This is a genomic window from Cupriavidus necator N-1, from assembly GCF_000219215.1.
Classification (GTDB): Bacteria; Pseudomonadota; Gammaproteobacteria; order Burkholderiales; family Burkholderiaceae; genus Cupriavidus; species Cupriavidus necator.
This window is the reverse complement of sequence record NC_015727.1, coordinates 1,243,732-1,267,139: the sequence shown is the minus strand read 5'-3', so window position 1 is coordinate 1,267,139 and position 23,408 is coordinate 1,243,732. Positions and strand designations below refer to the sequence as shown.

The 23,408-nt window shown below is 60.9% G+C and carries 26 protein-coding genes; 22 read left to right on the top strand and 4 right to left on the bottom strand.

What is annotated here, in order from left to right; translation table 11 throughout:
• The 5 genes from CNE_RS38835 (at nucleotide 1) to CNE_RS35690 (ending at nucleotide 4,239) form a co-directional block, all read left to right on the top strand.
• Entirely contained in the window at nucleotides 1–483 is a 483-nt protein-coding gene (locus CNE_RS38835) for an ester cyclase (protein WP_049800738.1), read from the top strand.
• A gap of 56 nt (nucleotides 484–539) precedes the next feature.
• Nucleotides 540–1,112, top strand: coding sequence for an NADPH-dependent FMN reductase (locus CNE_RS35705; protein WP_041229105.1), 573 nt, complete (start codon nucleotides 540–542; stop codon nucleotides 1,110–1,112).
• A 287-nt stretch (nucleotides 1,113–1,399) separates the two neighbouring features.
• Nucleotides 1,400–2,542 carry a porin gene (locus CNE_RS35700; protein WP_013959640.1) on the top strand — a complete coding sequence of 381 codons (1,143 nt, stop codon included), beginning with the start codon at nucleotides 1,400–1,402 and terminating at the stop codon, nucleotides 2,540–2,542.
• 17 nt (nucleotides 2,543–2,559) lie between these two features.
• Nucleotides 2,560–3,813 carry an MFS transporter gene (locus tag CNE_RS35695; RefSeq protein WP_330995923.1) on the top strand — a complete coding sequence of 418 codons (1,254 nt, stop codon included), beginning with the start codon at nucleotides 2,560–2,562 and terminating at the stop codon, nucleotides 3,811–3,813.
• 111 nt (nucleotides 3,814–3,924) lie between these two features.
• Nucleotides 3,925–4,239: an NIPSNAP family protein gene (locus CNE_RS35690; RefSeq protein ID WP_013959638.1), complete on the top strand. Its 315-nt coding sequence runs from the start codon at nucleotides 3,925–3,927 to the stop codon at nucleotides 4,237–4,239.
• A 106-nt stretch (nucleotides 4,240–4,345) separates the two neighbouring features.
• Here CNE_RS35690 and CNE_RS35685 read toward each other — a convergent pair whose 3' ends face one another.
• Nucleotides 4,346–5,251, bottom strand: coding sequence for a LysR family transcriptional regulator (locus CNE_RS35685; RefSeq protein ID WP_013959637.1), 906 nt, complete (start codon nucleotides 5,249–5,251; stop codon nucleotides 4,346–4,348).
• 223 nt (nucleotides 5,252–5,474) lie between these two features.
• Here CNE_RS35685 and CNE_RS35680 point away from each other — a divergent pair, with 223 nt between their 5' ends.
• The 17 genes from CNE_RS35680 (at nucleotide 5,475) to CNE_RS35600 (ending at nucleotide 21,228) form a co-directional block, all read left to right on the top strand.
• Nucleotides 5,475–6,341: a VOC family protein gene (locus CNE_RS35680; RefSeq protein WP_013959636.1), complete on the top strand. Its 867-nt coding sequence runs from the start codon at nucleotides 5,475–5,477 to the stop codon at nucleotides 6,339–6,341.
• On the top strand, nucleotides 6,338–7,045 hold the full coding sequence (locus tag CNE_RS35675) for a class II aldolase/adducin family protein (RefSeq protein ID WP_013959635.1): 708 nt from the start codon (nucleotides 6,338–6,340) through the stop codon (nucleotides 7,043–7,045). Before CNE_RS35680 ends, CNE_RS35675 begins: the two co-directional genes overlap by 4 nt.
• Nucleotides 7,046–7,104: 59 nt before the next feature.
• Nucleotides 7,105–8,466 (top strand): MFS transporter, encoded by a 1,362-nt coding sequence (locus CNE_RS35670; protein WP_013959634.1) that lies wholly within the window; start codon nucleotides 7,105–7,107, stop codon nucleotides 8,464–8,466.
• Nucleotides 8,467–8,514: 48 nt separating this feature from the next.
• Nucleotides 8,515–9,969: a 2-hydroxymuconic semialdehyde dehydrogenase gene (locus CNE_RS35665; protein WP_013959633.1), complete on the top strand. Its 1,455-nt coding sequence runs from the start codon at nucleotides 8,515–8,517 to the stop codon at nucleotides 9,967–9,969.
• An 8-nt stretch (nucleotides 9,970–9,977) separates the two neighbouring features.
• Nucleotides 9,978–10,760, top strand: coding sequence for a 2-oxopent-4-enoate hydratase (gene dmpE, locus CNE_RS35660; RefSeq protein WP_013959632.1), 783 nt, complete (start codon nucleotides 9,978–9,980; stop codon nucleotides 10,758–10,760).
• 32 nt (nucleotides 10,761–10,792) lie between these two features.
• Nucleotides 10,793–11,581, top strand: coding sequence for a 2-oxo-3-hexenedioate decarboxylase (dmpH, locus tag CNE_RS35655; protein WP_013959631.1), 789 nt, complete (start codon nucleotides 10,793–10,795; stop codon nucleotides 11,579–11,581).
• A gap of 39 nt (nucleotides 11,582–11,620) precedes the next feature.
• A complete protein-coding gene (locus tag CNE_RS35650) occupies nucleotides 11,621–11,836 on the top strand; it encodes a 2-hydroxymuconate tautomerase (RefSeq protein WP_080569667.1) in 216 nt (71 codons plus the stop codon).
• Between the two features lie 31 nt (nucleotides 11,837–11,867).
• Nucleotides 11,868–12,812: an acetaldehyde dehydrogenase (acetylating) gene (locus tag CNE_RS35645; protein ID WP_013959629.1), complete on the top strand. Its 945-nt coding sequence runs from the start codon at nucleotides 11,868–11,870 to the stop codon at nucleotides 12,810–12,812.
• A gap of 20 nt (nucleotides 12,813–12,832) precedes the next feature.
• Nucleotides 12,833–13,870, top strand: coding sequence for a 4-hydroxy-2-oxovalerate aldolase (gene dmpG, locus CNE_RS35640; RefSeq protein ID WP_013959628.1), 1,038 nt, complete (start codon nucleotides 12,833–12,835; stop codon nucleotides 13,868–13,870).
• A gap of 272 nt (nucleotides 13,871–14,142) precedes the next feature.
• Nucleotides 14,143–15,234, top strand: coding sequence for a porin (locus CNE_RS35635; protein ID WP_013959627.1), 1,092 nt, complete (start codon nucleotides 14,143–14,145; stop codon nucleotides 15,232–15,234).
• Between the two features lie 197 nt (nucleotides 15,235–15,431).
• Nucleotides 15,432–16,619 (top strand): ABC transporter substrate-binding protein, encoded by a 1,188-nt coding sequence (locus tag CNE_RS35630; protein ID WP_013959626.1) that lies wholly within the window; start codon nucleotides 15,432–15,434, stop codon nucleotides 16,617–16,619.
• 24 nt (nucleotides 16,620–16,643) lie between these two features.
• On the top strand, nucleotides 16,644–17,555 hold the full coding sequence (locus CNE_RS35625) for a branched-chain amino acid ABC transporter permease (RefSeq protein WP_013959625.1): 912 nt from the start codon (nucleotides 16,644–16,646) through the stop codon (nucleotides 17,553–17,555).
• Nucleotides 17,556–17,562: 7 nt separating this feature from the next.
• Nucleotides 17,563–18,570, top strand: a complete 1,008-nt coding sequence (locus CNE_RS35620) for a branched-chain amino acid ABC transporter permease (RefSeq protein ID WP_013959624.1) — start codon at nucleotides 17,563–17,565, stop codon at nucleotides 18,568–18,570.
• Nucleotides 18,563–19,306: an ABC transporter ATP-binding protein gene (locus CNE_RS35615; protein ID WP_013959623.1), complete on the top strand. Its 744-nt coding sequence runs from the start codon at nucleotides 18,563–18,565 to the stop codon at nucleotides 19,304–19,306. The genes CNE_RS35620 and CNE_RS35615 overlap by 8 nt, the downstream gene beginning before the upstream one ends.
• Nucleotide 19,307: 1 nt before the next feature.
• Complete coding sequence (locus CNE_RS35610; protein WP_013959622.1) at nucleotides 19,308–20,000, top strand: ABC transporter ATP-binding protein; 693 nt, start codon at nucleotides 19,308–19,310, stop codon at nucleotides 19,998–20,000.
• The gene (locus CNE_RS35605; protein WP_013959621.1) at nucleotides 19,990–20,373 is read left to right on the top strand and encodes a YciI family protein; all 384 of its coding nucleotides are present in this window, start codon (nucleotides 19,990–19,992) and stop codon (nucleotides 20,371–20,373) included. The genes CNE_RS35610 and CNE_RS35605 overlap by 11 nt, the downstream gene beginning before the upstream one ends.
• A 6-nt stretch (nucleotides 20,374–20,379) precedes the next feature.
• Nucleotides 20,380–21,228, top strand: coding sequence for an NAD(P)-dependent oxidoreductase (locus tag CNE_RS35600; RefSeq protein WP_013959620.1), 849 nt, complete (start codon nucleotides 20,380–20,382; stop codon nucleotides 21,226–21,228).
• Nucleotides 21,229–21,448: 220 nt separating this feature from the next.
• Here the strand turns inward: CNE_RS35600 and CNE_RS35595 are convergent, their stop codons facing one another.
• The 3 genes from CNE_RS35595 to CNE_RS35585 all read right to left on the bottom strand — a co-directional run bounded on the left by CNE_RS35595 (nucleotide 21,449) and on the right by CNE_RS35585 (nucleotide 23,378).
• Nucleotides 21,449–21,853: a GlcG/HbpS family heme-binding protein gene (locus tag CNE_RS35595; RefSeq protein WP_013959619.1), complete on the bottom strand. Its 405-nt coding sequence runs from the start codon at nucleotides 21,851–21,853 to the stop codon at nucleotides 21,449–21,451.
• A gap of 79 nt (nucleotides 21,854–21,932) precedes the next feature.
• Nucleotides 21,933–22,826, bottom strand: a complete 894-nt coding sequence (locus CNE_RS35590; RefSeq protein WP_013959618.1) for a fumarylacetoacetate hydrolase family protein — start codon at nucleotides 22,824–22,826, stop codon at nucleotides 21,933–21,935.
• Complete coding sequence (locus tag CNE_RS35585; RefSeq protein ID WP_013959617.1) at nucleotides 22,827–23,378, bottom strand: VOC family protein; 552 nt, start codon at nucleotides 23,376–23,378, stop codon at nucleotides 22,827–22,829.
• Between the last annotated feature and the right edge of the window lie 30 nt (nucleotides 23,379–23,408).

Here is a 23,408-nt window from a genome sequence, read left to right as displayed (position 1 = left end):
ATGCAAACTGATGAGGAAATTCGTAATATCGAGGCCTTCCGCGCAATCATTGAACGGATAATCAACGACGGCGAAACGGACCTCTGTGAGCGCTACATGCATCCGGACATGGTTATTCGTCGCTACGGACTCGCATCGACCACGGCATTGTTGATCCCCGATTTCAAGCCGACATCCGGCGGCGGCGGAGTCACTGGGTTCAAGGCCGGGCTTCAGCAGTTACGATCTGCGTTTCCAGATTGGAATCACCGCGTCGACAAAATAGTCGCGAAAGACGACTGGGTATCCGGAACATGGACGCTTAGCTGCACGCACCAGGGTGTATTCATGGGGATAGCTCCCACCCACCGTTCTATCTCGATGAACGAGGCGGGCTTCATTCGATTTGTCGAAGGAAGAATGGTAGAGGGATGGTTTATCGGTGATGAGCTGGCGTTGGTACGGCAACTCGGAGTCGATTGCATCGTGCCAAAGGCTGGTTAGCGTGACCAACCAGAAACGAAGATATCGGAAGCGGTGAAAGGATAGGTTATTTTGTTATGTCCAGTAAGAAAATTCTCGTCATATTCGGCTCTACCCGCCGGGAATCGATGAATCGGAAGCTGGCTGCGGCGGTGGCAGCGCAGCTCCGGGAAAAGGGCATGGTGGTAACCATGCTCGATATGGCTGAGTACGAATTGCCGTTGTATAACGGTGATCTCGAATCGCAGCATGGAATCCCGGAAGCTGCGCATCACCTGCATGAAGCGTTTCGAACCCATCAGGGCGTATTCATCGCCAGCCCGGAGTACAACGCCAACGTTTCGCCGCTATTGATCAATGTCATTGCTTGGCTCTCAAGGGTTCAGGAGCATGGCGGTTTGCACTCCGCATTTGGCAAGCCGGTATACGCGCTCGGGAGTGCCTCGCCTGGCGGCTTCGGAGGCTATCGCGGCCTGATGGCATTGCGGAGCATGCTTGAACTTGCTCTGGGCGCGCGCGTACTGCCGGCCATGGTGTCGGTTGGCATGGCGCACGAAGCAATCAATGATCACGGAGAAATCATCCCTCCCATGCCCCGTCAGATGCTTGACCGTATGGTCTCGCAGTTGGTGGAGGCAACTGCGTACTGAGTTCTAGCGCACTCGCGTCTTGGGAATTCGAGGAGACCAAGACGCAATTCCGCCACGACGCTCCGGGAGTTAAATAGCTGAAATCAGTCAAAGCCCAATCTGAATTCAGGGCAGGTACGTGTTCGCCCCCGTTCCACGTTTCTGTGCATACCGGGCTATGCATTGGCCAAGGCGGCATGGCGTCTGTGTGGCGCTAGTTCAGGAAAGTGGCAAGAGGCTGCCGGCACCACAACACTGTAATAGTGGGCCGTGCCCGAATACTTATTATAAAGAGGAGATTGCCAAGCATGAAGAAGACGCTTTTTGCTCTGACGGCACTGAGTGTCGTGGGCGCAGCCAACGCAGCATCGACGACGCTTACGTTGTATGGGGTCATCGATACCGGCATTGAATATGTCAACCGCGTGGCGGCGTCGCCCACCACGCCCAACGTCGGTGGCAGCCGGCTTGGCATGCTGGGCGTCGGCGGGCTTTCCGCATCGCGCTGGGGCCTGCGTGGTACTGAAGACCTGGGCGGCGGCAACCAGGCACTGTTCGTACTGGAGGACGGCTTCGTGCCCTCTACCGGTGCCATATTGCCAGGCGCACTCTTCACCCGCATGGCGCTGGTGGGACTTAAAAGCGATCTCGGACAAGTCACGGTGGGCCGACAAACTACCAGCCTTTTGGACGGTATGGTCAATTTCGCGCCCTTGCGCTTTGCCGTAACCTACGAGCCCGGTACGTGGTGGCTAGGCGTGAATTATCGCGAAAGCAATATGGTCAAGTACACCGGGCAGTTCGGGCCGCTGCAAGCCGTGGCGCACTACTCGTTTGGCACGGGGGTGCCGGTGCTGTCGACAGGCAACCTGCTGGCAAACGGCGGAGCAGGCGAAACGCCCGGTGCTTCGCGCGACAACACTGCGTTTGGCGGCTCGCTGATGTATCTAAACAGCACATTTGGCATCGGCATCGGCTACGACCAGTGGAACCCAGCTGTCGTGACCGGACAGACCGGCAAGGTACGCAAAGTATCGGTTGGCGCTAACTATGGCACCGGCCCGTATAAGCTTTATGCGGGCTACCGCTGGAACGAGGCTAATTTCAGCAACGGAAACACGCTGATTCGCGACAACTACTGGTGGCTTGGGGGCACCTACCAGCTAACGCCTGCCTTGGGACTATCTCTGGCCTACTACTATGCCGACGTGAAGTCCGCCGCTGCCACCGCTACGGCACCTTCTACGAACCCGCCCAATATGCAGCAGTACACGTTGCAGGCCGATTACAGCCTGAGCAAGCGTACGGATCTCTACGTAACCGTCGGCTATGCGCACAACGGTAGTCTTGTTTTCGACAGCGCCGTGACGGGCTTTACCGTCAACGATCCGACAATGACGGGGCAAAAGAACATGGTGGGTGTTGTCACTGGCATCCGCCACATCTTCTAAGCACCGCGCCAGCCTGCATAAAAGGCTGGATAACGGGCAAATTCGGCTCATTCGTGCGGCAATACAGGGGAACCTCCATGAATAGTTTGGAAAAAACTAGCCTAACCGACGCACCGCAGTGGTCTCAGCGCCATCGCGACTGGGTGCTACTCTTTGCAAGCATGTTCTCGCTGCTGGCCGGGGCAGCCGTGGCGCCGGCGTTGCCGGCCATGGCAGCTTATTTCAGTCATGTCCCGAATGTGGGAACGCTGACCAAACTGACGCTTTCAACTACGGCATTGTTCATCGCCGTCGGAGCGGGGCCCGCCGGCTGGCTGATTGATCGCATTGGGCGCAAGCCTGTGCTCGCTGCGGGTGCACTCATTACCGGCATTGCAGGCACCAGTGGGGCGGCCCTGGATTCCCTGTACTTGATACTGGTCTCGCGGGCGCTGCTTGGGCTCGGAGTTGCGTGCGTCGTTACGAGCGCAACGACCTTAATTGGCGATGTCATCGAGCCAGCTCGACAGGCGAGCTTCTTTGGACGGCAGACCGCGGCGATGAAGTTCGGCGGCATCCTGTTCCTGCTACTTGGTGGCGCGCTAACGACGCTGAGCTGGCGGGCGGTCTTCCTGATTGACCTGCTTGCGTTTGCGATCCTGCCTGGCGTACTGCGCGGCTTTCCAGAGGCTACGCGACGCGCAGTTCAGCCGCGAGCCCGCTTGTCGCTGCCTTGGCGTAATGCGCGAGTTCTCGCTCCGGTCTTCGCCACGTTCGCCTGCCAGCTCTTCTTCTACATGATTCCAACTCAGGTGCCATTCCACCTCGCGACGACGGTGAAGGCGGCGCCGATGGCTATCAGTGTGGCCATTGCGCTGAACCTGGTCAGCGCGGCGTTGGTTGCAACCCAGATTCACCGCATGATCCAGTGGCTTGGTGCACGTCAGGTCTACGCGCTGTCATTACTGACGATGGCACTCGGCTTCGGCTTGATCGGACTTGGTGACAGCTATGGCGTCTTTGTATGCGGCCTGCTTGTTGCAGGCATGGGCACCGGAACCATCTTCCCGTGTGCGGCAGCCGGAATCGTCAGTGTCGTTGGTGAGGCACAACGTGGGCGAGTCACGGGCCTGCTTGTGATGATGGCCTTTGCTGGCCAGTTCATCTCGCCGTTAGTCCTGGCTCCGCTGGTGCAGTCAATCGGAATCGGTCAAAGCTTCCTGGCTGCCGCCGCAGCGTTGCTTGCTTGCGCTGTCATTGTTCCCCTTTGGCTTAGCGCTGCTAACGAGTAAGTAGTTGAGCTTGATCTTAGAACGCAGTGAACGAGAGCGGGGTCGTGGCCGTACCATCGCAGTGATTCTCACGAGGTCGGGCGCCCTGATTACACCCAAGAAGGAAATCCAATGATCATCGAACATCGCACCTACCAGCTAAAGCCCGGCACCCTGCAGGAGTTCCTCAGAACTTACGAGGCTGAGTGTCTGCCGACACAAGTTGCTGTGCTAGGCGAGATGCTGGGCTATTTTTCGTCTGAGGTCGGGCATTTGAATCGTGTCATTCATCTCTGGAAGTTCGATTCATTCGAAGATCGACAAAATAAGCGTGCAAAACTTTGGGCCATTCCTGAATGGAAGGCCATCATGGAGAAGTTAAGCCCGATGATTGTAGATCAACACAATGAACTTCTAACGCCTGCTCCATTTTCTCCGATTAGGTGATGTGAGCATCCAGACCCGGAACCGGGTCTTTGCTCCTAAGCAAGCAATGGCATTTGTGAGCGATGAGCCCATGCAGTGGCAGGCGAAACGGAGATGACCCAATTGCTCAGTTGGCGTCGGTGGCGAAAACCTCTGTGACGACGGCGCGCAGCCATTTTGATTTGGGATCCTTGGCAAAGCGCCGATGCCAGTACACCTTCAGATCGTAACGCGGAATTTCAACGGGAGGCGTTACGATACGCACCCTCTTGGAGTCGGCAAACACATTGGCGACCGTACGCGGGAGCACCACCACCAGGTCGGATTCGGCGATGATGGTGGGGATGCTCATATAGTGCGCAGTATGCAACACGATATTGCGCTGGATGCCCTGCTTGGTGAGAACCTCTTCAAACATCTCCTGGCTACGACTTCCATCCTTGACGAAGGCATGCTCTGCAGTCTGGAACTGGGCCAGGGTCATGCGTGGTCCTTTGATTCGGTGCCCCGTGCGTACCATACAGACAAGGTCATGCGAGAACAGGCGCTGCTGGAAGAATTCGGCCTTGCGTAGATCAGGGAAGTAGCCCAGCGCCAGATCGACCTCGCCGGCCCGCAAGGCGTCCTCCAACTGGGCGGGAGCGAGGCTGACGCCACGGATGCGCGCCGACGGGGCCGTAGCACGGATGTGCTGCACCAGCTTTGGCAAAAACACGATCTCTCCGATCGCGCTCAGGCAAAAGACAAATTCATCTCTGCACACCCCCGGCTCAAATTCCGGCGCCCGCAGCATATCGTGATCGATGGCGTCCAGAACTTCCCTTGCCTTGCCCGCCAGGCTTTGCGCGCGGGGCGTAGGCGACATGCCATCAGCCTGCCGGATAAACAGGGCATCCCCCAATGACTCGCGCAACCGGGCGAGGGCGGCGCTGGTCGCCGGCTGGCTCATCTTCAGGCGCCTGGCCGCTGCCGTCACGCTACCGGTGTCGTAGATCGCCAGCAAGACCCGCAGCAAATTCAGATCGAGTCGCATAAATATTTGAAAAGCAAATAATCTGAATTATAACAATTTGCTTTGTCTATGCGTTCGGCGCGGCTACATTTGCACAAAACCAGCCGGCAGGATGTTGCATCAGCATCAACGCCAGCGGGACAGGAGACGAACGTAGCCAAGCCGGTTCACGCTGTGACCGGGGAAGCGCGTGCCTGAATCCTCCTGTCCCGTGATTTGCCGGCGGCGATCAACAGGAGACCCGATGATTCACCTTTCCGATATCCGTTATGTGCGTCTTGGGACGCGCGACCTGAAGGGTTGTGAGCGGTACGCCACGCAGATGCTGGGCTTGGAGGTCGCGCATCGCGAGAAAGGCACCCTCTACTTCCGCTCGGACAGCCGCGACCACACGCTGTGCTATTTCGAGGGCGATCCCAAAGACCACACTGCCGCCTTTGAGGTAGCGTCGCACGCCGAGCTGGCCGCGGCCGCCGACTTGCTCGATCGCAACGACGTGCGTGTCGTCACCGGCTCGAAAGAGCAGTGCGAGTTACGACGGGTCGGTGCCTTTATCAACTTTCATGATCCGTCGGGCAACAGCATCGATCTCGTTGTCGCGCCCGACCACAGTGGTCGTCGTTATTTTCCATCGCGCGATGCCGGCATCACCGGCTTCAGCCACATCGGCTTGCGTTCGACCAATCCGGCGCGCGACGAAACGTTCTGGACGGGGCTTTGCAATGCAAAGGTCAGTGACTGGATCGGCGAAGCGCCGCTGCTGCGAATCGACGAGATCCACCACAAGATCGCGCTGTTCCCTTCCACATACGCCGGCGTCCAGCATATCAACCACCAGGTGGAGAGTGTCGACGACCTGATGCGGTCTTACTACCTGTTGCGCGAACGGGGCGTCCGCATCCTGTTTGGCCCGGGCCGGCATCCCACCTCGGGCGCCGTATTCCTCTATTTCGAAGGCCCGGACGACATGATCTACGAGTACTCGACTGGCGTCAGGACCATCACGGAGGAGGACGAGAAGACCTACCGCCCCCGTCATTTTCCCAACGGTACTTCGTCATCCTTTTGCATGTGGGGTGCCAAGCCGGACATTGCCGAGTTCCGCTCATGAGCACAACCTCCACTCTCGTGGATGCGCAACAACGCCTCCTGCGTGTAGCAGCACGCGCGATCGGTCGCGCTCATCTCGCGCACGCCTATGGACATTGCAGCGTCCGCCTCAGCCCAAGCGAGTTTCTGGTGTGTGCAGCCAAACCGATGGGGCTGATCGGTGAAAGCGACATCGGCACGGTGGTGAACGTCAACGGGGCGCTTCCTGAGGGCGTGCTGGGCGAAGTCCGCATTCACCAGGAGATTTACCGGCTGCATCCACACATTGGCGGTGTCGTTCGCAGCATGCCACCGGCAGTGATGGCGTTGTCGGCAGCGCGCCTGACACCGCGCTGCCTGCACGGCATTGGCACGTACTTCTCCGCCGGGGTGCCGCTGTGGGACGACCCGCAACTGGTCCGCACGCCTGAGCAGGCGGCAGCCGTGGTCAAAACCCTGGGTACGGCCAGCGCGGTGGTGATGCGGGGCAACGGCGCCGTGGTCGCCGGTGCCTCGCTTGAGGATGCGGTGGTACTGACGTGGTACCTGGAAGACGCGGCGCGCATGGATCTCGCACTGCGCGGTGCGGGACTGAGCGACCTTGCCGCAGTCATCCCGCAGGCGGACGCCGAGTTGCGGGCGACTCGCGTTGGCCGGATCTTCGAACGGATGTGGGAATACCTGACAGCCGGCGATTCGGAGGGTGCGGCGATCGGATCGGCCTAGGGCGCCAACAGACTCCCAATTTACAGATGAGGCAGCCCGAGCTGCCCGAGGGGTGAGACATGAAGGATGAAAAGGTAGTCGAAATCGAAGACATAGTGGACCAGAGCCGCCTGTCTCGATTCCAGATCGTGGTGCTGGCCTTGTGCGGGTTGATCGTCGCGCTCGATGGATTCGACACGGCGGCAATCGGCTATATCGCGCCGGCCTTGCGGCAGGAATGGGGCCTGGCCGTTTCGGACATGGCGCCGGCGTTCAGTGCTGGCCTCTTCGGTTTGCTGGTAGGCGCCTTGTTGATCGGGCCACTGGCGGACAGGATCGGCCGCAAGCGGGTGATGCTGCTCTCCGTGGCGATCTTCGGCCTTGGCACTGTGGTGTCTGCCGCATCGACCTCGCTGGAGATGCTGGTTGCTCTCCGTTTCCTGACCGGGCTGGGATTGGGCGGCGCTATGCCGACGTCAATCGCGTTGACATCCGAGTACGCGCCCAAGCGGCACCGGATGTTCCTTGTCACCCTCAGCTTTTGCGGCTTCACGGGAGGCTTTGCCCTTGGTGGCGAACTTGCGGCGCAGCTTATCGTGGCCTATGGGTGGCGCAGCGTACTGGTGCTGGGCGGCGCGATGCCTCTGGTGTTGCTGCCGATCCTCGCGCTGGCCTTGCCGGAGTCGGTGCGCTATCTGGCGGCACGGCCGGTGCACCAACGGCAGTTGCATCGATTCGTGGAAAGAATCTGTGGCGACGCGCGCTGGCGCAATCACACCATCGTTGCCACCAATGATGGGGCTGTGTTGAAAGCGTCCATCAGCCAGTTACTCGCAGCCGGGGTGCTGCGGCGTACGGTCTTGCTCTGGGTTGCTTACTTCTGCTCGCTGTTCGTGTTCTATCTACTTTCCAGCTGGCTGCCCACCATCATGCGGGAGGCCGGCCATCCCATTAGCACCGCGGCGCGGATTGCGGCCATGGCGCCGCTGGGCGGCACCGTTGGTGCCCTGGTCCTGGCACGCCTGATGGACCGGCTCAACCCATATTACGTACTGGCGGCATCGTATGTGGGTTCCAGCCTTGCCCTGGCTGCGATCGGATTGACCATTGACTCGCCAGGCCGGTTGGCGTTGGCAGTGTTCGGTGCCGGCTTCGGCGTGGTCGGTGGCCAGACCGGGATGAACGCGCTGGCCGCAACGTTGTACCCGACGCAAATACGCGCTACCGGTGTCAGTTGGGCACTGGCCATGGGGCGTGTCGGGTCCATCGTCGGCGCTATCAGTGGCGGCATGCTGATGACGCTGTTCGCAGATTCCCGAGCGCTGTTCCAGCTGATTGCACTCCCTCCCGTGCTTGGGGCGATTGCCCTAGCCTGCTTGTCCGCTGCGCAAAGAAGACAGACCGCAGCAGCAGCGGTGCTGCTGGGGTCAGATGCGCGCTAGATAGTGCGGATCCTATCCCCTTTCAAAATTAGTTACCGAGGTAATTGCATGAAACAATTCCGCAACTTCATTAACGGCGAATGGGTCGGCACCGAACGGACGTTTGAGAACCGCAATCCGGTCGACAACAGCCTGATCGGGCATGTCCACGAGGCCGGCCAGTCAGAGGTCGACGCCGCTGTGGCGGCCGCGCGCCGCGCGTTGCAGGGCGAGTGGGGGCGCATGACGGTGGCCCGGCGCGTCGAGCTGCTGCACGCCGTGGCCGACGGTATCAACCGTCGCTTCGATGAATTCCTGCAAGCGGAGATTGCCGACACCGGCAAGCCGCTGTCGCTCGCCAGCCATGTCGACATTCCACGCGGCGCGGCCAACTTCACGGTGTTCGCCGACCTGATCAAGAACGTACCAGCGGAGAGTTTCGCCATGGCCACGCCGGACGGCGGCGAGGCCATCAACTACGCGGTGCGTTCCCCGCGCGGCGTGATCGGCGTGGTGTGCCCGTGGAATCTGCCGCTGCTGCTGATGACCTGGAAGGTTGGCCCGGCGCTGGCCTGCGGCAATACGGTAGTGGTCAAGCCGTCCGAGGAAACACCGGCTACTGCCACCTTGCTCGGCGAAGTGATGAACGAGGCTGGCGTGCCGCCCGGCGTTTACAACGTGGTCCACGGTTTTGGCCCGGATTCCGCCGGTGCCTTCCTGACCGCGCACCCGGATGTGAGCGGCATCACCTTCACCGGCGAAACCCGTACTGGCGAGGCCATCATGAAGGCCGCTGCTAATGGCGTGCGTCCGGTGTCGCTGGAGCTGGGCGGCAAGAACGCCGGCATCGTGTTCGCGGACGCAGATTTTGACAAGGCCGTCGCTGGCATTGCGCGCTCGGCTTTCGAGAACAGTGGCCAGGTCTGCCTGGGCACCGAGCGCGTCTACGTGCAGCGGCCGATCTTCGAGCGCTTTGTTGCGGCGCTCAAGGCAAAGGCCGAAGGCTTCCGGCTGGGCTCCCCATACGGCGACGGCGTGAACATGGGCCCGCTGGTTTCGCTGGAGCATCAGGCCAAGGTGCTGTCGTACTACAGGAAGGCGGCTGACGCGGGCGCCACCGTGGTCACCGGCGGTGGGGTGCCCGAGATGCCCGATGCGCTAGCCAACGGCGCTTGGGTGCAGCCGACCATCTGGACAGGCCTTCCCGAGGATTCAGCCGTGATCCGGGAGGAGATCTTCGGCCCCTGCTGCCATATCGCGCCGTTTGATACCGAGGAAGAAGCCATCCGGCTCGCCAACGACACGCCCTACGGCCTCGCCGCAACGGTGTGGACGTCCAATCTCGGCACGGCACACCGCATGGGCAGCGCTCTGGAGGTGGGCATCTGCTGGATCAACGCGTGGTTCCTGCGCGACCTGCGCACCGCATTCGGCGGCGCCAAGCAATCCGGCATCGGCCGCGAGGGCGGGGTGCATTCGCTGGAGTTCTATACCGAGCTGCGCAATGTGTGCGTGAAACTGTGAGCAAGGCCATGAAACCAGAACAAATTCTCGATATCGCTGCTGGCCTTCACCACGCGCTGTCTGCGCGCGAGGCCATTGCACCCCTGACCGACAGCTATCCGGATCTGTCCATTGACGACGCCTACGGCATCCAGCTCGCCATGGTGCAGCATCGGCTGGACGCCGGCGAGCGAGTCATCGGCAAGAAGATCGGCGTGACCAGCCGCGTGGTAATGGACATGCTCAATGTGCGCCAGCCGGATTTCGGGCACCTGCTGTCCGGCATGGTCTACGGCGATGGCGCCGCCATTGCCGCCGACACGCTTATCGCGCCGAAGGCGGAGGGCGAGATTGCCTTCGTGCTCAAGGAAGACCTGCAAGGCCCGGGCGTCACCAATGCCGATGTGCTGCGCGCCACCGCCTACGTGCTGCCGTGCTTCGAGATCGTCGACTCGCGCATCCGCGACTGGAAAATCCGCATCCAGGACACGGTGGCTGACAACGCATCATCCGGGGTATTCGTGCTTGGCGACGCCGCCGTGGATCCGCGTGGGCTCGATCTCAGCACGGTCGGAATGACACTGGAGAAGAACGGAGAGATCGTCGCCACCGGCGCTGGTGCCGCCGCGCTCGGCCATCCGGTTAACGCTGTAGCGTGGCTGGCTAATACGCTGGGCCGCCTCGGCATGGGCCTGAAGAAGGGCGAGGTGATCCTGTCCGGCTCGCTGGCCGCGATGGTGCCGGTCAAGGCCGGCGACCAGCTTCGCATTAGCCTGGGCGGCATCGGCTCGGCCGGTGTGCGTTTCATCTGAACGGATTCCCAAAGCCCCCCAACTACATCGCCATGAATCTCACCCAAGAAATCATCCAGCAGCTCGCCGAGCACCTGGAAAACGCCGAGCTCAACCGCGAACCGGTGCGCAAGATCACCGACGATTATCCCGAGATGGACTGGGACGACGCCTACGCGATCCAGGACGCGATCCGGGCACGCAAGGAGGCACGCGGCACGCGCATTGCCGGCCTTAAGATGGGGCTGACCTCGTTCGCAAAGATGCGCCAGATGGGCGTGACCGAGCCGGTGTACGGCTTCGTGACCGACTACGGCGCCTGCATGGATGGCGGCGCCATCGATACCGCATCGCTGATCCATCCCAAGGTGGAGGCGGAGATCGCCTTCGTCCTTAAGCGTCCGCTCAAGGGGCCAGGCTGCCATATCGGCGACGTGCTGGCCGCGACCGACTTTGTGCTGCCGGCGGTTGAGGTGATCGACTCGCGCTACGAGAACTTTCGTTTCGACCTGAAGAGCGTGATCGCGGACAACACCTCCTCGGCCCGCTTCGTGGTGGGTGGCACGCATCGCAGCGCCGACGGCATCGATCTGAAGAACCTCGGCGTGGTGATGGAAAAGAACGGCGAAGTGGTCGCCACTGCCGCCGGCGCCGCCGTGCTCGGTCACCCGGCCAGCAGCGTGGCTATGCTGGCCAACATGCTGGGTGCGCGGGGACGCGAACTGCCGGCCGGCACCTTCATCATGACCGGCGGCGTGACCGAGGCGGTAGCGGTGCAGGCGGGCGACAACGTCACTGTGCGCTACCAGCACCTGGGGACGGTATCGATGCGCTTCGTCTGATAGCAGCGCAGCCCGCAGGAGCAAGACTGGTTGCTCCCAATGACAAATGACAGGAGTAAAGCAATGCCCATCATGCAAATTTACCTGATGGAAGGAAGGACCGAGGAGCAGAAGGCGGGTCTGATCGCCGCGCTCACTGACGCGGCGGTGGCGTCGATCGGCGTCCCGAGCGAATCCGTGCGTGTGCTGATCACCGAAATGCCCAAGACGCATTTCGGCATCGGTGGGAAATCAGCCAAGGAATTGGGCCGCTAAAGGACAGCAGCGGCAGCAACGGAGAATCAGCATGGACATGAAAGCAGGCAAGCACAAGGTTGCCATCATCGGCTCGGGCAATATCGGTACCGATCTGATGATCAAAGTGATGCGGCACGGCCGTCATCTTGAGATGGGCGCGATGGTCGGCATCGATCCCGCCTCCGACGGCCTGGCGCGCGCCGCGCGCCTGGGCGTGCCAACTACCGCAGAGGGCATCGAAGGCCTGCTGGAAATGGAGGGATTTGGCGATATCCGCATCGCTTTCGACGCCACTTCGGCCGGCGCGCACGCGCACCATAACCAGTTGCTGCAGCAGCACGGCGTGCGGGTGATCGACCTGACGCCGGCGGCGATCGGCCCCTATGTGGTGCCGGTGGTCAACTTGGAGCAGCACCTGGAGGCCAGCAATATCAATATGGTCACCTGCGGCGGCCAGGCCACCATTCCGATGGTGGCAGCCGTGTCGCGCGTGGCGAAGGTGCACTACGCCGAGATCGTGGCTTCGATCTCCAGCAAATCGGCGGGGCCCGGCACGCGCGCCAATATTGATGAGTTCACCGAGACTACGAGCCAGGCGATCTGCACGGTAGGCGGCGCCGCGCACGGCAAGGCCATTATTGTGCTGAATCCTGCCGAACCTCCGCTGATCATGCGCGATACGGTGTTCACGCTGTCCGATCTTGCCGACGAGGCGGCGATCGAGGCGAGCGTTGCGGAGATGGTGCAGTCCGTGCAGGCCTATGTGCCGGGCTACCGGCTCAAGCAGCACGTGCAGTTCGAGCGCATTCCCGATTCTGCGCCGCTGAACGTGCCGGGCATCGGCCTCGCCAGCGGATTGAAGACCACCGTGTTCCTGGAAGTGGAGGGCGCCGCTCACTACCTGCCGGCCTATGCCGGCAATCTCGACATCATGACCAGTGCCGCGCTGGCCTGCGCCGAACGCCTGGCCGAGACCAGCCTGGCGGCCGCCTGACTGTGCAGAAGGAGACAGACATGGATCTGAACAAGAAGCTTTATATCTCGGATGTCACCCTGCGCGACGGCAGCCACGCCATCCGCCACCAGTACAGCTTGGACCACGTGCGTCGCATTGCCGCCGCGCTGGACGCAGCGGGCGTGGACTCGATCGAGGTCGCACACGGTGACGGCCTCTCTGGCTCGAGCTTCAACTATGGCTTCGGCGCGCATACCGATGTCGAGTGGATCGCCGCGGTAGCCGATACCGTGCGTCGCGCCAAGGTGGCGACTCTGCTGCTGCCCGGAGTGGGCACGGTGCATGACCTACGCGCTGCCTACGATGCGGGCGCGAGGGTCGTGCGCGTAGCCACGCATTGCACCGAGGCGGACGTCTCGCGCCAGCACATTGCTTTCGCGCGCGAACTCGGTATGGATGCCGTCGGCTTTCTGATGATGAGCCATATGACCGATCCCGCTGCGCTGGCACAGCAGGCGAAGCTGATGGAAAGCTATGGCGCGCAGTGCGTCTACGTGGTCGATTCCGGCGGGGCGCTGAACATGGGTGATGTGCGCGATCGTTTTCGCGCCTTTAAGGACGTGCTCAAGCCCGAGACCCAGACGGGCATTCACGCGCACCACAACCTGAGCCTGGGCGTGGCCAACTCCATCGTCGCGGTGGAAGAGGGCTGCGATCGTGTGGACGCGAGCCTGGCCGGTATGGGGGCGGGCGCAGGGAACGCGCCGCTGGAGGTGTTCATCGCAGCCGCCAGCCGGCTGGGCTGGAAGCATGGTTGCGATCTTTACACCCTGATGGATGCTGCCGACGACATCGTACGCCCGTTGCAAGATAGGCCCGTACGCGTGGATCGGGAAACGCTGGCGCTGGGCTACGCCGGCGTCTACTCGAGCTTCCTGCGCCACGCCGAGGCCGCAGCAGCACGCTACAAGCTGAAAACCGTCGACATCCTGGTGGAACTTGGGAAGCGTCGCATGGTGGGTGGCCAGGAGGACATGATCGTCGATGTGGCGCTCGATCTGGTTAAGCAGCGAGGCGAGGTAGCTGCTGAGGCTTAGCGATAACCCTCGCCGTGGATTGCAGACGCGGCGAATTTCAGGCGAGCCCGGTCACGCAGCGGCTGTAGGTCGATACGACTGCCGAACGCGCCAGGCTCGAATCGCATCACGAGGCAAGAAGAAGGCGCCGCGCTTGCCGCGGCGCTCGGAATTCTCAAGCCCGGTGACAGAAATTGCAGGCACACATGGCGGGGCATTTACCACCTTGACGGAGGCTCGGTGGCGCTTTCGCATGAACAACTAATAACTATATGACAGGAAACGGAGACGACATGAAGATTTGTAAGATGGCCGCTGCACTGCTGATGGTAGCTCCCGGATTGGCCGCCGCGCAGAACGTAACGTTGTATGGAGTCGTCGACACCGGCATCGCCTTCGTCAATGGCGTTGGCCAGGCACGCGACACTGAAACCTTCATGCCTGGCCTGACCAGTACCGTTCCGTCCCGCTGGGGCTTGCGCGGGAGCGAAGACATCGGTGGCGGCAACAAGGCGATCTTCTGGCTGGAGTCCGGCTTTCTGCCAGACAGCGGTGCGTCTGGCCAAGGAGGGCGGCTCTTCGGCCGCCAGGCGCTGGTAGGCCTCTCCGGGCGCTGGGGCCAAGTGGCGCTCGGGCGCCAGTACACGATGTTGTTCTGGGCCATGACCGAGCCCGACATGCTCGGCCCCAATCTCTTCGGTTCCGGTTCCCTCGACAGTTACATACCCAATACGCGCGCGGACAATGCCATGTCCTACAAGGGCACCTTTGGTGGCGTAACGGTTGGCGCTACCTACAGTTTCGGTCGCGACACGGTCAATGCCGGCCCGAGCCCGGCCGGTACCAACTGCGCTGGGGAGAACCCGGCAGACCAGCGAGCGTGTCGTGAGTGGTCGGTGCTCCTGAAATATGATGCGGCGCGCTGGAGCGTAGCGGCGGCCTACGATTCGTTGCGAGGCGGGCCTGGTGCATTTGCCGGCCTGACAAGTAGTGCCCTGACCGACGACCGGCTTTCCCTCAACGGGTATTTCATGGTGGGAGAGGCGAAGATCGGAGGCGGGTGGCTGCGCCGCGACAACCGGGCGAGCGCGACGCCGCGCAGCGATCTCTACTACCTTGGGACGTCCTACCCGATCACGCCGACGATCAGCGTCGATGCTGAGGCCTATCACCTGCGCTTTCACAACAGCCCGAACAAGGCATGGATGTTCGCAGGCCGCGGCACCTATGCATTCTCGAAACGTACATCTGTGTATGCGACGGCAGGCTTTATCGACAATCTCGGCAACCTCGCCTTGTCCGTCAACAGTGGTCAGGCCGGTACCAATCCGGCGCCAGGTGGAAACCAGTTTGGCGCAATGGTTGGCATGAAGCAGATATTTTAGGCGTTGGATTCTTGCATGACGCCGGGGAGCGGTGCCCCGTGAGGATCCAGGCCGCTTCAGGTTGTCTCTGACACCCACAGAATCTTTCCGCATGCATTCCGTATTGCCGCCGCAATGCGCTTTGCACAAAGACGCGGCCGGGGCGGCCATGACCGCCCGGATTAGCCGCATCACAAGCACACAAAGAGGAGACGAACATGCTTCGAGCAAAGAGATGGATTGCCTTCACTGCCATCGCCCTGTCCTGCACGCCGGGTGCACAGGCCGCTGACCCAATCAGGATCGGCTTCATCGGCTCCCTTACCGGACCACTGTCGGCCCTTTCGACTGACATGAAGGACGGATTCAACCTCGCCCTCAAGCAAAAGGGAGGCAAACTCGGCGGTGTCGACACTGTCGTGGCCTATGGCGACGATCAAGCCAACCCGGATGCCGGCAAGCAGGTCTACGAGCGCATGGCCAAGAGCGAGAATGTCGACATCATTACCGGCATGGCGTTCACCAATGTAATGCTGGCCGTGGCACCAACGGCGTTCAAGGACAAGATCTTCTTCGTCAATTCCAATGCAGGCCCCAAGGAACTCGCGGGGGCATCGTGCAATTACTATTACTTCAATCCTACCTGGCATACCAGTGCGCTGTCCGAGGCCGCTGGCCGTTTCGCTACCCAGAAAGGGTACAAGCGGATATTCGTGATTGCGCCGAACTACCAGGCAGGCCGCGAGCATGCTGAGGGTTTCGAGAAAGAATACAAGGGCGAGATCGCAGGCCGCGCCCGCAACAAAGTCGGCCAGTTGGATTTCTCTGTGGAAATCGGCCAGATCCGCGCGGCCCAACCTGACGCGGTCTTCTTCGCACTCTGGGGGCCGATGGCGATTAATTTTGTCAAGCAGTTCAACCAGGCCGGTCTGAGCAAGAAGATCGACCTCGTCACGCCCGGCTTCGCCGTCGACGCCGACACCCTGCCTGCACTCGGTGATGCAGCCGTCGGCATCTATAACACCAGCCAGTGGAGCCCGGACCTTCCCAACACGGTCAACAAGAGATTCGTCGAGGATTTCGAGAAGGAGTTCAAGCGTCCTGCCTCGAGCTACGCCTCGCAGGGCTACGAGGTCGGGCTATTGCTGGATGCTGCGATTCGCGAAAGCAAGGGCAAGTACAAGGACGACAAGGTACTGCACGACGCGATCATGTCCGCAAAGTACGAATCGGTGCGCGGCTACTTCAAGTTCTCCTCAAACCAGAACGCGACCCAGCACATCTACTTGCGCCAGGTGGTGAAAAACGAGAAGGGCAACCTGACCAACAAGACCGTCAGCAGCACGCCGGTGTATGCCGACCAGAGCGATCCCTACGTGGGCGAATGCAAGCTCGCGGCGAAATAGGACAACCGTTGGAAGGAGTACATCATGCTGGTTTTTCTGTTCGAGCAGCTCCTCAACGGCGTGCAGTTCGGGCTCATGCTGTTTCTGCTGGCGGCGGGCCTGACGCTCGTGTTCGGCATCATGAACATGATCAATCTGGCGCACGGGTCGCTGTACATGATCGGTGCCTATCTGGTCGCCACGCTGACCCTGAAGACGGATAGCTTCCTGTTCGGGCTGATCGGCGGCGTGGCACTGACCGCGGCGATTGGCGTCGTGCTCGAAATGAGCCTGTTGCGCCGGCTTTATGACAAGGACCATCTTACCCAGGTGCTTGTCACGTTCGGCATCATCCTGATCGCCAACCAGGCGGTGCAGGAGATCTGGGGGGCGCAGCCGATCATGACCAGCATGCCGCCGTCGTTGAGTGAGTCCGTGCCGCTCATCGGTCTCTTCGAGTATCCGGTCTTCCGGCTGTTCATTATCGTCGTCGGCCTGCTGATCGCCGCACTGCTGGCGCTGCTCATCACGAAGACGCGGGTCGGCATGTGGATCCGGGCGGGTGCGGCCGACCGTGAGATGGCCCGCGCCATGGGGGCGAACATCAACCTTGTGTTCTCGCTCGTGTTCGGTCTCGGCGCGGCGCTGTGCGCCATCGCCGGAGGCCTGCTCGGTCCTTTGCTGTCGATCAACGTCGGCATGGGCGAGAGCATTCTGATCCTGGCCTTCGTGGTGGTGGTGATCGGTGGCATCGGTTCCGTCCAGGGTGCGCTTGCCGGCGCTGTGCTCGTCGGCGTTGTCGACGCGCTGGGCCGGGCGTTGATTCCGATGGCGCTGCGCAGCCTGCCGGACCAAGGGCTGGCTGATTCGCTGGCATCCACGCTGTCAGCCGTTTCGATTTATCTACTGATGGCGCTGGTCTTGTACTGGCGGCCGCAAGGTCTTTTCTCGCGCTGAGGCTGTCATGAAATCTCATTCCCACATTGCCTGGGCATTGCTTGCCGTCCTTCTGATCGCATTCCCTGCGATGGCACAGGCGTTCGGCGGCAGCTTCTACGTTGGCTTCGCCACGCGCGTGCTGATCCTGGCCTTGGCCGCAACCAGCCTGCGACTGCTGGTCGGCGAACTGGCCCTCGTATCTTTTGGACACGCCGCCTTCTTTGGCACCGGCGCCTTCGTGGTCGCCATCTTGTCTAAGGAACTGACAGCGCCAGTCGGCTTGCTGCCGGGTACGGATTCCGCATGGATCGCCTGGCCGATTGCCGTCATGGTGTCAGCGTTGCTGGCGCTGGTGATCGGCATGATCTCGCTGCGCACGAAGGGTGCTTACTTCATCATGATCACGCTTGCGTTCGCCCAGATGACGTTCTATTTGTTCGAATCACTGAAGATGTACGGTGGCGACGAGGGCATCAATATGGCGCACCGCTCCAGGCTTGGCTTCGGTCTCGATACCGGTGACAACGTCACGTTCTATTACGTGGTGCTCGTCACCGTGGTCCTGGTGAACCTGCTCTTTCGCTTCTTGATCCGGTCGCCGCTGGGGCGCGTGATGAAAGGCATCAAGGAGAACGAAACCCGGATGCAGGCGCTCGGCTACCGCACCTACAGGTACAAGCTGATGGTGTTCGCGATTGCCGGCGCCGCTGCCGGACTGTCCGGTGCACTGCTGGCCAATCAGAACAGCTATGCCAGCCCGAGCCTGTTCAGCTGGCTGCAGTCCGGCAGCCTGCTCATCATGGTGATCCTCGGAGGCAGCGTGAACTTCTGGGGTGGCGCTGTAGGTGCCATCGTTTTTTGTGTGCTGGAAGAAGTGCTGCCACACCTGACCAGGTATTGGCAGATCGCCATGGGCGTCTTTGTCATCCTGGTCGTCATGCGTGTGCCGGAGGGATTGACCGGCCTGCGGTGGCGCGTCCGCGTCCCGCAAGTGGGGCAGCGCCGTTCGTCGAGCGAGGTGGGTAATGGCTGAGCAAGTGTTAGCGGTAAGGGGCCTCGTCAAGCGCTTTGGCGGACTGATGGCTACCGATCATGTCGACTTCGACATCACGGACAGCCAGATCCACGCGCTGATCGGGCCAAACGGAGCCGGCAAGACCACGTTCATATCGCAGCTCGCCGGCGGGCTGCTTTCGGATAAGGGATCCATTTCATTCTACGGAACCGACATAACCCGCCTGAGCATGGCCGAGCGCGCCGACATGGGCCTGGTGCGCTCTTACCAGATCACCAGCATTTTCCGCAATCTCTCGGTATTCGAGAATCTCGCCATCAGCGTTCAGTCGCGGCTGAAGGCTAGCTTCCGCTTCTTTGGTAAGGCATTGGTCGAAGAACTGCGCGAGGAAGTGGTTTCGGTTGCGCACCGCATCCAGTTGGCGGACGAACTTCATACCCAGGCCTCCCACTTGTCATATGGCCAGCAGCGCCAGCTGGAAATCGGGCTCGCGCTGGCGCTAAGGCCGCGCCTGTTGCTGCTTGATGAGCCGATGGCCGGGCTATCCCCGAACCAGGTACCCTGGTTTGTCGACTTCATCAAGAGCCTCAAGGGAAAGAACCTGTCCATCCTGCTGATCGAGCACGACATGGACGCAGTCTTCAGGCTGTCCGATCGGATCTCGGTGTTTGTGGCGGGAAAGCGGATCTTTAATGGATCACCCGACGAAGTCAAGAGCAGCGCGGAAGTAAAGCGCGCCTATCTGGGAGAGTGATATGAGCCTGCTGGAACTGACGTCGGTTGAGGCCGGCTACGGCGCGAGCCAGGTGCTGTTCGGTGTCGACCTCTTTATCGATGAAGGCGAAGTAGTGACGCTGCTCGGCCGCAACGGCATGGGCAAGAGCACGACCGTCAAGGCCACCTCTGGCCTGCTAAGGCCGATGCGCGGCAGTGTGCGCTTCAACGGATGCGAGGTGGCCGGGATGGCACCGGAACGCATCAGTCGAAATGGGATCGGCCTGGTGCCGGAAGGCCGCCGGATTTTTTCCAACCTGACGGTATACGAGAACCTCGTTGCGTTCGCGCGCCGGGGCCAGTGGACCTTGCAACGGATATACAAGCTGTTTCCGGTCCTGGAAAGGCGTAAGGACAACATGGGCTTCCAGCTATCTGGCGGCGAGCAGCAAATGCTGGCCATTTCGCGGGCGCTGTTGACCAACGCCAGGCTGTTGCTGATCGACGAGGCAACCGAAGGGCTGGCGCCGCTGATTCGCCAGGAGATCTGGCGTTGCCTGCACGAGGTGAAGAGGGAAGGCCAGTCCATCCTGGTGATCGATAAGTATGTCCAGAACCTGATTGGCCTCGCGGATCGTCACTACTTCATCGAAAACGGACGGATCGGATGGACAGGAAGCAGCGCACAGCTAAGTGAACAGCCGGAGATCTGGGAGCGATATCTTGGAGTCTGATCGCTCGCTCGTAGATTCGTTGACCGCCGGCATGCTCAACCAGAAGCTGTATGTGATGCTGCGCCGGACCGTGCGCGCCGAGTTGCTGAACGAAGAACTCGTCGCGCTTCATTTGAAATGGATGATCGCGCAGGAGCGCGAGGGAGTGATCTTCGCCTCTGGCCCATTCATCGTGCGCGGCCGGCCGCGTGGTGCTGGCGGCGGCATGACTGTCTTGCGTGCGACCGATGAGCAGGAAGCGATAGCAATCGGCGATACTGACCCGTTTGTGGCTGCTGGCGCCGTGGAATACGAGTTGCTCACCTGGATGCTGATGGAAGGCGGCCTACGCCTTACTCTCAACTATTCCACCGGAAAATTCGAACTTGGTTAAGAAGAGATGACATCTATTGGAATTCTGGGAACGGGTGGCATCGGCCTGGCCATCGCCCGCAAGCTCATTGGTGCGGGTACAGTGCCCTTCGGCTATCGCCGTGCTGACAACTCCGCCTTTGTTGAGGCCGGCGGCCGGCACTGCGCGTCGGCGGCGGAGTTGGTCGACCAGTCGGATATCGTGCTGTTGTGCGTGCCAGACGCGGCGCTCGAATCCCTGTTTTTCGGCGCAGGTAATGTGCTCGCGCACGTCAGGGCCGGTCAGACATTCGTCGACCTCGGGGTAGCGCCGATCGAGCTCAAGCGCGAGGTGCGCGACCGCTTGTCGCGTGCATCAGCAATCTTCCTTGACGCTCCCGTCATGGGCAATCCGCCGCTGATCGAAGCGGGTCGCGCGGTGGTATACATGAGCGGAGAGGAGGAGGCCTGCCGCGTTGTCGAAGACGAACTGCGGAAGTTCGCCGCCGCCCGTTACGTGGGAAAGTTCGGCGACGGCTCCAAGCTGAAGTACGTGTCCAACATGCTGCTCGCCGTACATACGGTCGCCGCGGCAGAGGCGGTTGTCTACGCGAAGAGATCGGGGCTCGACATCGGCACGTTGCTCGACCATATCCCGCCGATCGCGCAGTCCGGTGTACTCGGCATGCGCGGCAAGACGATGGCCAGCGGCGCCTATGGTAAGGGTGCGGGCACGGTATCGATGCTGCTCGACGTGATCAACGTGATCCACGACGACGCGTTGGCGTCGGGAATGGAACTTACGTTCTTGGGCAGCGCGAAGCAGTACTATGAAAGAGCGGTATCCGAAGGGTTGGGAGACTCAGACACCGAGAGCTTGGTGGAAGTGATCTCCTGAAATGCGCATGGGGCTCGCTTGAACGAGGAAAGGCCGGAAATGTTGCCGAGAACATTTCCGGCCAATTTCGTTGTCGAAACGCATGCGCAAACCGCTTCCACCCTGGCACTGCTACGCGGTCATTCTTTACCTGCGGTCGGTCTGCAGGATCGGCACGTCGCGTCGTTATCTGCGTCGACGATTGGCGGGTGGGGAAAACTGGCCGCCCGCGACAAGCAGGCTAGGCCAGCGCAGCGATACCAGCGCGCGCGATTTCAACATCTTCGTTGGAGCGGACGCCGCTCACACCGATCGCCCCGGCGCAGCTACCGTTGACCGTGATTGGCACGCCGCCTTCCAGAAGGCAATCCAGGCCGGGCGCAGTCAAAAACGCCTGCCGACCTGCGTTGACCATATCTTCATAGAACTTGCTTTCACGCTGGCCCATCGCCGCCGTGCGGGCCTTGGCGGCTGCGATGTAGGCGGTTGCCGGCGGGGCCCCGTCGGCCCGCTGCAGCCATTGCAGATGGCCGCCATCGTCGACGATGGCAATCGTCACGATCCATTGTTTTGCGCTGGCATAGGCCTGGGCAGCATCGGCTACCTTCTTCAGTTCCGCCATGCCGAGACTGGTCTTCTGATACATCCTTATGTCCTCTCCATTAATGGCAGCGCCGGCGTCAACGTGCGCCGGCGCTGCCTGCTAGTCTCAATCGCTAGGCCGCTTATGCGATCGTGAACTCGAATTCGCCAATGCTTTCGATCCACTGCTTGACGACATCGCCCGGCTTCAAGAAATCGCTGTTCGGCATACCAACCCCGGCTGGCGTGCCTGTCAGGATAACGTCGCCTGGGAGGAGCGTCACGCGCGAGGACAGATGGGAGATCTGGTCGGCGATGTCGAACAGCATCTGGTTGGTGTTGGAATCCTGCTTAAGCTTGTCGTTGACCCACAGTTTCATGCTCAGGTTCATCGGGTCGCCAATGAATTGCGCAGGGGTGATGGCCGGACCCATCGGGCAAGAACCGTCGAATGACTTCTGGCCGATCCAGTCATAGCGGAAGGGCGAGGTCTCTGCCACTTCGGGGCGGAAGATGTGGTCGCGAGCGGACAGGTCGTTGGCGACGGTATAGCCAGCCACACAGTCGAGCGCGTTGTCCCGCGACACATCCTTTGCAGGCTTGCCGATGACGACTGCCAGTTCCACCTCCCAATCGAGCATCTTCGACCCGCCTGGCAGCGCCACCCTGGTGCCGGGACCCACCACGCTCGAGCCGGTCGACTTGAGCGAGTGCCAGGGCTTCTCGCCGCTGCCCTTCGGATCAGCGTTGATGTTGAGCTTGAGGCGCTCCCTCATTTCCTCAACGTGGTCCTTGTAGTTCGCCCCTGCGAAATAGATGTTCCGCGGCGCCGGAAGCGGCGCAACCAGTTCGGCATTCTTCACGTCGTCTCGCTCGGCCAGTTTGGGGCCAAGCGTCTCGAGCTTTGCTGAAGCGTTGGACCAGTCCGCGAGTACTTCGAGCATGTCGTTGTAGGCACCGGACTGGTAAATCTTGCCGTTGGTCATCATGCCGGTGCGCACGCCCTCTGGCACCTTGAAGGTAACGAGCTGGATCATTTAGTCTGCCTTTCCGAAGATATTGAGTTCAGGGAGCGCGCTAAGGTCGACTTTTTCGTCGTCGGAGAATCGGTCCCCAAAATCGAAGAAGTCGTCATGCTGGAACCCGTTCGGGTAGTACTGGATCTCCCACCAGTTGTGGTCCAGGTCTTCCAGGTAGAACGAGTACACGCTGTGCTGCTCGTGCGGTTCCAGCACCTGACGGATCTTGTATTGGTCTTTGTACTTGAGCGCCGCCTGGTAGGCTTCGTCCACACTTTCGCGCGACTTGACGTCCAGCCCCCAGTGGTTAAGGACATTGCAAGGGTGGACTGCGTCACCGACTTCCACGCACACAATGTGGAAGCGCATACCCAGGCGAACCGACATTGACGGTTTGGCGTGGCGGCGGCACTCCAGGCCGAGGAACTCCTCATAGAATTTGCGGGACTCCTTCAGGCTGAAGCATTCCAGGGTGCCATGTCCAAGACAGAAGGGCTTCACATGCGAATTGCGCTCTGGGACAGGCGCGGTGAAGTCCGTGGGAATGGCATCTTCGATGTTGATTTCCATCGTGTTGTCTCCTTAGTATTGCCGGTGAGC

Excerpts from the sequence above, each read along its gene's own strand:
- CNE_RS38835 (WP_049800738.1), top strand. The coding sequence starts at position 1 with ATGCAAACTGATGAGGAAATTCGTAATATCGAGGCCTTCCGCGCAATC.
- CNE_RS35705 (WP_041229105.1), top strand. The coding sequence starts at position 540 with ATGTCCAGTAAGAAAATTCTCGTCATATTCGGCTCTACCCGCCGGGAA.
- CNE_RS35700 (WP_013959640.1), top strand. The coding sequence starts at position 1,400 with ATGAAGAAGACGCTTTTTGCTCTGACGGCACTGAGTGTCGTGGGCGCA.
- CNE_RS35690 (WP_013959638.1), top strand. The coding sequence starts at position 3,925 with ATGATCATCGAACATCGCACCTACCAGCTAAAGCCCGGCACCCTGCAG.
- CNE_RS35685 (WP_013959637.1), bottom strand. The coding sequence starts at position 5,251 with ATGCGACTCGATCTGAATTTGCTGCGGGTCTTGCTGGCGATCTACGAC.
- CNE_RS35680 (WP_013959636.1), top strand. The coding sequence starts at position 5,475 with ATGATTCACCTTTCCGATATCCGTTATGTGCGTCTTGGGACGCGCGAC.
- CNE_RS35675 (WP_013959635.1), top strand. The coding sequence starts at position 6,338 with ATGAGCACAACCTCCACTCTCGTGGATGCGCAACAACGCCTCCTGCGT.
- CNE_RS35670 (WP_013959634.1), top strand. The coding sequence starts at position 7,105 with ATGAAGGATGAAAAGGTAGTCGAAATCGAAGACATAGTGGACCAGAGC.
- CNE_RS35665 (WP_013959633.1), top strand. The coding sequence starts at position 8,515 with ATGAAACAATTCCGCAACTTCATTAACGGCGAATGGGTCGGCACCGAA.
- dmpE (WP_013959632.1), top strand. The coding sequence starts at position 9,978 with ATGAAACCAGAACAAATTCTCGATATCGCTGCTGGCCTTCACCACGCG.
- dmpH (WP_013959631.1), top strand. The coding sequence starts at position 10,793 with ATGAATCTCACCCAAGAAATCATCCAGCAGCTCGCCGAGCACCTGGAA.
- CNE_RS35650 (WP_080569667.1), top strand. The coding sequence starts at position 11,621 with ATGACAAATGACAGGAGTAAAGCAATGCCCATCATGCAAATTTACCTG.
- CNE_RS35645 (WP_013959629.1), top strand. The coding sequence starts at position 11,868 with ATGGACATGAAAGCAGGCAAGCACAAGGTTGCCATCATCGGCTCGGGC.
- dmpG (WP_013959628.1), top strand. The coding sequence starts at position 12,833 with ATGGATCTGAACAAGAAGCTTTATATCTCGGATGTCACCCTGCGCGAC.
- CNE_RS35635 (WP_013959627.1), top strand. The coding sequence starts at position 14,143 with ATGAAGATTTGTAAGATGGCCGCTGCACTGCTGATGGTAGCTCCCGGA.
- CNE_RS35630 (WP_013959626.1), top strand. The coding sequence starts at position 15,432 with ATGCTTCGAGCAAAGAGATGGATTGCCTTCACTGCCATCGCCCTGTCC.
- CNE_RS35625 (WP_013959625.1), top strand. The coding sequence starts at position 16,644 with ATGCTGGTTTTTCTGTTCGAGCAGCTCCTCAACGGCGTGCAGTTCGGG.
- CNE_RS35620 (WP_013959624.1), top strand. The coding sequence starts at position 17,563 with ATGAAATCTCATTCCCACATTGCCTGGGCATTGCTTGCCGTCCTTCTG.
- CNE_RS35615 (WP_013959623.1), top strand. The coding sequence starts at position 18,563 with ATGGCTGAGCAAGTGTTAGCGGTAAGGGGCCTCGTCAAGCGCTTTGGC.
- CNE_RS35610 (WP_013959622.1), top strand. The coding sequence starts at position 19,308 with ATGAGCCTGCTGGAACTGACGTCGGTTGAGGCCGGCTACGGCGCGAGC.
- CNE_RS35600 (WP_013959620.1), top strand. The coding sequence starts at position 20,380 with ATGACATCTATTGGAATTCTGGGAACGGGTGGCATCGGCCTGGCCATC.
- CNE_RS35595 (WP_013959619.1), bottom strand. The coding sequence starts at position 21,853 with ATGTATCAGAAGACCAGTCTCGGCATGGCGGAACTGAAGAAGGTAGCC.
- CNE_RS35590 (WP_013959618.1), bottom strand. The coding sequence starts at position 22,826 with ATGATCCAGCTCGTTACCTTCAAGGTGCCAGAGGGCGTGCGCACCGGC.
- CNE_RS35585 (WP_013959617.1), bottom strand. The coding sequence starts at position 23,378 with ATGGAAATCAACATCGAAGATGCCATTCCCACGGACTTCACCGCGCCT.